The 4,960-nt window shown below is 74.3% G+C and carries 3 protein-coding genes and 2 pseudogenes; all 5 read right to left on the reverse strand.

The window, feature by feature from the left end; translation table 11 throughout:
• Positions 1-1,547, reverse strand: a pseudogene (locus VN520_RS13535) (hypothetical protein); the annotation flags it as partial.
• A gap of 73 nt (positions 1,548-1,620) precedes the next feature.
• Positions 1,621-2,529 (reverse strand): hypothetical protein, encoded by a 909-nt coding sequence (locus VN520_RS13540; protein WP_325747143.1) that lies wholly within the window; start codon positions 2,527-2,529, stop codon positions 1,621-1,623.
• Positions 2,530-2,596: 67 nt separating this feature from the next.
• The gene (locus VN520_RS13545; RefSeq protein ID WP_325747144.1) at positions 2,597-4,123 is read right to left on the reverse strand and encodes a hypothetical protein; all 1,527 of its coding nucleotides are present in this window, start codon (positions 4,121-4,123) and stop codon (positions 2,597-2,599) included.
• A gap of 57 nt (positions 4,124-4,180) precedes the next feature.
• Positions 4,181-4,575: pseudogene (locus tag VN520_RS13550) on the reverse strand (hydantoinase B/oxoprolinase family protein); the annotation flags it as partial.
• A 50-nt stretch (positions 4,576-4,625) separates the two neighbouring features.
• A partial coding sequence (locus VN520_RS13555) for a glycosyltransferase (protein ID WP_325747145.1) occupies positions 4,626-4,960 on the reverse strand: 335 nt, incomplete at its 5' end.

Genomic DNA, 4,960 nt, shown 5'->3' on the forward strand with positions numbered 1-4,960 from the left:
GCCTCGGCGGTCTCCTGCTCGACCTCGGCCAGACGCTGGCGCAGGTGGCCGGCCTCGCTGCGGGCGCGCTGGGCCTCGGTGGCGGCGGTGGTGGCGTCGCGGTGGGCCGTTTCCCCGGTGGCCTGAAGGGTCGCGGAGCGCTCCTCCTCCTCGTCGGCCACCCGCTCCCCCGCCTCGGCGGCGGTGTGCAGGGCGCGTACGAGGTCGGCGGCGGCCGTGGCGCGTGCGGCCAGGGCGGGGGCCGCGTCACGCTCTGCCTCCCGGATGGCGACGGCGACACGGGCCGAGCGGTCGGCGGCGGCACGGTGGCGCAGAACCGCTTCGGCGGCCTGCCAGGCGGCGTGCAGGGTGCGCGCCTCGCCCAGCTCCCGGCGCTGCGCCGCAGCGCTCTTCTCGGCGGCGGTCAGGGCGAGGGAGGCGTGCCGGTAGGCCAGTTCGGCGGTGATCAGGTTCCGGTGGCCGCAGGTGGCTTCGGCCTCGGTGACGGTGTGGGCGGCGGCCGTGACCTGCGTGGCGAGTTCGGCGGTGCGGCCGCGCTCCTCGGCGGCGCGGCCGGAGAGCCTGCGGGCGAGGGTACGGGTGCGCCGCTCGGCGCCGGCGTGCGCGTCACGGCTGCGGGCCCTGGTCCCGGTGGCTTCGACGATCCGGCCCAGCAGGTCGACGGAACCGGCGGTGAAGTCGCATTCCGCGGTGAGCTCCGCGCGCCGTCCGAGCTTGTTGCCGAAGCCGCTGACGAGGTCGGCGAGGCCGTCGGTGTCACGGGTGTCGGTGACGGCCCGCAGCAGCAGGTCGGTGAAGTCGGAGTCCTTCTTGACGGCGAAGAGGCCGGCGGCCTCGCCTTCGTCTGCGTTCATCTCGCGCTGGTAGCGGAAGAGTTCGGGGTCGAGCCCGAGGTCGCCGAGGTGTTCGTTCCAGCGGTCGTGGATCTCTTCCCAGTGCACGTCGAGGTGCGGGTAGAACTTGCCGGCGTCGGTGAGGGCGTCACGGAAACCCTTCATGGTGCGGCGCCTGCCCCGGGCGCCGGAGGCACCCTCGGCGGGGCGGCCCACCGAGGTGGCCTCGGCGACGGGGAGGCTGTCGAGGCTGAGGCCGGGGCCCGGGCGGAAGGAGTACCAGGCCTCGGCGAATTTGCGGGGGTCGTTGGAGACCTGACGGCCACGCCATTCGCTGGCCTTGCCGACGACGACGCATTCACCGGTGAGCGTGTGCTGCCACTCCAGGGCGACATGTCCGCAGTCGTCGGCGAGCAGGAACTTGCGCAGGACACCGGAGCTGGCACCGCCCAGGGTGTTGCGGTGCCCCGGCAGCATCACGGAGAAGATCAGTTTGAGCAGGACCGACTTGCCGCCGCCGTTCTCCAGGAACAGCACCCCGGCGGGCGCCGGGCGGCGCGGGGGGCCCACGGGCTCGTCCTCGAAGAACTCCGCCTGGGCCGGAGCGGGCCTGGGCACGGGCTCGCCGACTCCGCGCAGGTCGAGCACGGTGTCGGCATAGCGCGCACCGGCGGGCCCGATGGAGTAGAGGCGGACCCGGGACAACTCGTACATGGCGGCGGACTCTCGTCGTTCAGGCGGCGGGCGGACAGCTGGTGCGGCAGCGGGGCGGGGCGGGGGCCGGGGTTCAGGAGTGGAAGGGAAGCCCCGCGTCGGCGGCCAGTTCCAGGCCTTCGCCGTCGGGCGGGGGGAGCAGGGTGGCCGAACCGTCCGTGACCGGGACGACGCCGAGTTCGAGCAGCTCGGCCATGGCGGCGCTGCCGGCCATGTCGCGTACCTGGAGCTGGTAGCGGGCCGTGGTCCGGTAGGCACCGCCGGCGTCGTCCCCGGTGCGCTGGAGGAAACCCGAGTCGGTGAGGAAGGCGACGGCCTTGCCGATGATGCCGGTGGTCGAGCCGGCGAGCCTGCGGGCGTCCTTGGTGGCTCCGGTGGCGCTGCGGCGGGCGTAGATCCGCCACCCCGACTCCAGACCGGGGGCGTCGGTGGCCGGGTCGGTGTTGTCGCCCTGTTCCTCGGCGCGCTCCTCCAGGCGCCGACATGCCTGGCGGACGAAGGCGTCGACGCCGTTGACGGTGATGCGGCCGATGTAGGAGTCGTCGGCCAGGTCCTCGGGGCGGGGGAAGGCCATGGCGGCGACCGCGAGGTGGGCGAGGCCGTGCAGGAAGCGGTCGGCGGAGTCGGAGGAGGCGCGTCTGGCGTAGTCGCCCATGCGTACGGCGAAGACCGAGTCCTCGCCGGCGGTCACCGCCATTCCGGCGCGGGTGGAGACCTCCAGGACGACGAGTCCGAGGCCGGTGGCGACGGCGTCGGCCAGCCGGGCGAAGGCGGGCTCCTCCCGGTACCGGCGGAGCAGCTCGGTGTACTCGGCGTCGCGGGCGGGCATCAGCTTGGGCTGCAGCCCGAAGGAGACCAGGCGGGCCGCGTCGGCCGCGTCGGCGGGGGTGACAGCGGCGGCGGCCGGCCGTGCGGCTTCGGCCGCGTGCGTGAGGGGCCGGTCCTCCCACGCGCCGGTGTGCTCGGCGTGCTGCTCGCTCAACTCTGTGACTCCTCGGTACGGATGCCGCTCTCGGGCGGCAGGGGGCGGGTGGCCGGGCCGGGAACGCTCACGAGGCGTCCTTGCGGTCCGCGGCCATGCCCGCCGCGTCCAGCAGGGCCATGCCCACTATCAGGTCGGCTCCGCCGAACTCGTGGTCATCGAGCGGGGTGCCGTCGTCGACGGCGAACAGCAGCCGGCGCTCGCCCTGGCGGTAGGCCGTGCCGACCGGCGGGCTCGCCGCATGGACCGCGAGCAGGGCGACCAGGTAGGGCAGCTCGGGGTCGAGCAGCCGGGCCTCGGCGAGGAGTCCGGAGAGCCGGCGCGGGGCGTCGTGCTCCAGGTCGAGCAGCTCCATGGCCTGTCCGAGCTGCTCCTCGCTGAACCGGCTGTCGTCCGGGGTGGCGATGAGGTCGGGCTCGGGCATCTCCGCGCCGAGGTGCTCCCGCTCCACCGGAGGCATGAGGAGCAGGTCGACGAGGTCGCCGACCCGGACCGAGGTGGGGGTGCGCAGCCCGGTGCCGTGCGCGAAGAACGCGTCGGTGGCCCGGGTGGCCTGCTGGACGGGCAGCGGCAGCAACGGTGCGACGAGCTGCCCGTACAGGTCGAGGCCCGCTCGCGCGGTGGGGGCGGCGAACGCCTGCCGGTCCTGTTCGGCCCGGAAGAGGGGGCCCGCCTCCAGCAGCCTGGACTGGAGCTGGGTGTGGCGGCGGATGCAGTCCTTGACGATGTCGACGAGCTCGGCGGCACGGCGCTTGTGCTCGGGCTCCTCCGCCTCGTCCCTGGCCTTGCGGATGTTGGTGAGGATCGCGTTCTCGTGGCGGTAGCGGTCGGCCACATGGTCCAGCGCCTCGGTGATCATGTCGGGTACGGCGTGGAGCCAGTCGACGGCGCGGACGTTGCGCCGGGTCGCCTCCAGGGTCCTGCGGAGCGTCTCGGCGTACTGCACGGTGCGGTAGCGGGCCTGTTCGGCGGCGAGCTGCGCGTCGGCGAGGCGGCCTCTGCTGATGAGGACCTCCAGCTTCACCTCGGCGGCGATCTGGGCGCTGGTGACATCCGTGTCCAGGGCGCCGACCAGGACGTTGACCGCCTCGTCGGTGGTGCGGAGGTAGACGTTGCCGCCGTGGCCGGGGACTTCCTCGATGAGCTTGAAGTCGTAGTCCCTGCGGACGTACACGCCGTCCGGTCCGAAGGTGCCGTACACGGCGCGGAAGCCGCGGTCCACGCTCCCGACGTTGATCAGGTTCTCCAGGACCCAGCGCGCGACCCGCTCGTGCTCGGCGGCGGGCCGGCGCGGCGCCTGGGCCGCGACCCGCGGGAGGAGCCTGGCCACTATCTGGTCGTGGTCGGCGCCGGTGTCGAAGTCCATGGTGAGGGTGACGAGGTCGATCGCGGCGAGGGCCACTTCGGCCATCGCGTAGACCGTGTACTCGCCGGCCAGATTGGCCTTGCGCACGTCCAGGTCGTGCAGCGGAGCGGTGCAGGCGAGCGCGCGCAGCCGTCGCGAGAGCCCCTCATCGGCGGCGGGTCCCGGGGCGGGCCTCGGTCCCGCGCTGAGCTGGGGCGCAGCGGTCCGGGTGTCGGCAGGCGAAGTCACGCTGCACAGATTAGGTCCTCGCACCGACAACGGTCGAAACGGCGCAGAAGCGACCGGTCACGGGCGCCCGTACCCGCCCCCTCCGGGGGTGCGCAGCACCAGGTCGCCCCCGGCCGTCCGGCCCGGCGGTGTCACAGCCTTCGAGCGGGGTCACGGACGTCCCGCGCGCACGTTCGACGTACTTGTTCGCCGAGAGCTCCGGGGCCGCTTCCCGCCATGCCGTACGGCGGCACCCGGCGGTGTCCCGGCAGGAGGACCACCGTGACGGGTTCGAGGAAGCGGATCCGGCGTTCCACCCCGCGGCCGCCGTGCCACCGTCCCGGGCCTCCGCCGTCCTCACGTACGCCGAGCACCGGGCAGCGCCGTTCGAGGATCTCCGGACCGGTGAGCCGGGAGTTGGTCATGTGGGTCTGCCCGGTGTCGGCCCCGTCGAAGCCGTCACCGGCTCCGGAACGGCGCGAGGCGGCCGCCCGTGGGGGCCCATGGGGCGGCGCCACCCCGCTCATGGCTGCGTCCCCAGGGCGCCGCGCCGCTGCGGGATGTCGTGGGCGGCCAGGAACGACGCCACCGAACGGTCCCAGCCGAAGAGCCCGGCCCGCTCCCGGGCCGCGGCCCGGCGCTCCCGCTCCGGCCTGGCCAGCAGTTCCCGTAGTGCGGCGGCGAACGCCCGGCCCGTGTCGGCGGCGGCCAGTCCGGCCGGGCCGATCACTTCCGGGAGCGCGGAGCCGGCGCTCGCCACCACCGGGGTACCGCAGGCGAGTGCCTCCAGGGCCGACAGTCCGAAGGTCTCCGCCGGACCCGGGGCCAGGCACAGGTCGGCGCTCGCCTGGAGGCGGG

This window comes from Streptomyces sp. (assembly GCF_035563135.1).
Taxonomy (GTDB): Bacteria; Actinomycetota; Actinomycetes; order Streptomycetales; family Streptomycetaceae; genus Streptomyces.